The sequence below is a fragment of the Bartonella sp. SD1336NMGDW genome (assembly GCF_042193565.1).
In the GTDB taxonomy this organism is placed as follows: Bacteria; Pseudomonadota; Alphaproteobacteria; order Rhizobiales; family Rhizobiaceae; genus Bartonella; species Bartonella grahamii.
Window position 1 is genome coordinate 1 of record NZ_JBHILW010000054.1, and the last position, 2,247, is coordinate 2,247.

1 pseudogene is annotated in these 2,247 nt (G+C 47.2%); it reads right to left on the reverse strand.

The annotated features are described in order from the left end of the window. A pseudogene (locus ACFIKH_RS08945) lies at nucleotides 1-2,247 on the reverse strand (filamentous hemagglutinin); the annotation flags it as partial.

The window sequence follows — 2,247 nt, forward strand, 5'->3', positions numbered from 1 at the left end:
ACCTTGACATCAAGAGTGCCACCCGCTTCAATCGTGCCGTAAACAGCATCATAAGTGCGCGTGGTTGTTTTGGTATCGGTAGTGCTCCCACGATCTTTAATGCCTGTAAAAGTACACCCTCCTAATAATGTTTTGCAATGTTTACGCCTGCGATGCGCTTCAGTCACAATCTTGGTTGTTTCGATTAAATCACGCCCCTCATTGAGCAAGGTATCGCCCTGCATCTCAATGTTGCCATTGGCAGCAATTAAGCTATAGCTATTACGGATATCCCCAGCATGAACCGTGAGATGACGCCCTACTAAAATCTGTGCAGCTCCATTGGTAAAATGAGGCTGCTGACGAATGATCGTAGTGTCGATATTTTCTTTGATCTGCTCGTGCCTAACTTCGGTTTTTTTCCATTCTCCTCGCACGTAACTGTGACCAACCACTTTATCAGTAACTTCAACCCCACCTTCGCGCATGTTGGTAAGCGCTGAGACATCGAAGGTCATATCGCCTAAGACAGCTTCTAAAAGACCCGAGCTGTTGATCACATGACCAGCCCGCTCTCCACTTAAGCCACGGATGATGAGATTGTCTTCAGCAATGACATCGGCAAAATTATTGATAAAATCCCCATCCAAGGAGAAAATGGCAGATTTCTTGGCATAAATCAGCCCACTATTACTCAGATCAGCGCTCACATTGAGCGCAACCCCATCACCACTTGAACCAATACTGCCGGCATTGTCCAAAACATCTGCGGTTAAGACAAAAGCACCACCACTTTTGAGTACACCGTCTTCACCATTTAAAACCAGAGCAACTTGCCCCAATGACGGATCATGGCTTTCTGCTATAAGCGTAAAACTGTCACTGGCTAAAAGCTGACCTGAATTGGCTAAAGACCCAAGCTTCGCATCAACAACAGTGCCCACCATGATACCGGAATTGCTTAAAACACCATGGCTGTTGAGAGTAAGTACTCCGCCTTGCGCTTCTATAAGCCCAGCTTGATTAAGGGTGCCTGCCTTCAGCGCCACATCATAGCCGCCAATTTGGCTTGTCTCACCCAGTGTCAAGGTGCCATCAGTTGAGAGCTCTATCCGCTTTTGCGAAACAATGCGCCCCGTTTGGTTCAGAGTGTTTTGCGCATTCACAGTGATTGCGCCATTGCTTGCAAGCATACCGCTATTGGTTAAATCACCGTAACTTTCGAGAGTAAGTTCCTCACCTTGCGCTTCTATAAGCCCAGCTTGATTAAGGGTGCCTGCCTTCAGCGCCACATCATAGCCGCCAATTTGGCTTGTCTCACCCAGTGTCAAGGTGCCATCAGTTGAGAGCTCTATCCGCTTTTGCGCAACGATGCGCCCCGTTTGGTTCAGAGTGTTTTGCGCATTCACAGTGATTGCGCCATTGCTTGCTATCGTACCACTATTGGTTAAATCACCGTGGCTGTTGAGAGTAAGTACTCCGCCTTGTGCTTCCACAAGCCCAGCTTGGGCGAGAGTGCCTGCCTTCAGCGTTACATCATAGGCGCCAACCTCACTTGTCTCACCCATTGTTAATATGCCATCACTGGAAAGCTCAACCCGCTTTTTAGAAACAATGCGCCCCGTTTGGCTGAGATTTGTTTGCGCATGCAAAGCAATGGTATCATTGCTTTCTATCGTGCCACTATTGCTTAAATCACCATGGCTGGTCAGTTGAAGGTCACCACGCTCAATCTCTATGTGCCCTGCTTGGATCACACTATCAGCAACAATATTAACTGCCCCTTGCGTAGAAATGAGACCATCAACATTCTCAAAACTGCCCACATTAATGCGCAAACCATCCCGCGCTAAAACATGCGCACCTTCATCATGTGTAGCATTTTGTTGGTCTGAATTTGTCGTTTCAGCGCTTTTATTGACAAAAGACGTTGCAACAATCTTCATCTCACCGGCTAAAGCACTGAGAAGACCAGCCTCATTATTTATATGACCAGCACGTGTCTCTTTCAGCCCACCAATGGTGAGAGCCTCTTCAGCAATAATTCTGCCCTGTGTATTGCTCAGATTACCATCACTGAATAGATCCATAGATTTTTTGGCGTAAATCAGCCCACTATTGCTGACATTCCCTGCCACATTAAGGGCAACATTCTCACCACTAGAGCCAAGCACACCGGCATTGTCTAATCGCCCTGCGATCACAACAAAAACACCACCACTTTGAAGGACACCTTCGGATGTATTCTTCAGAAAGGCTTGTTGCGGA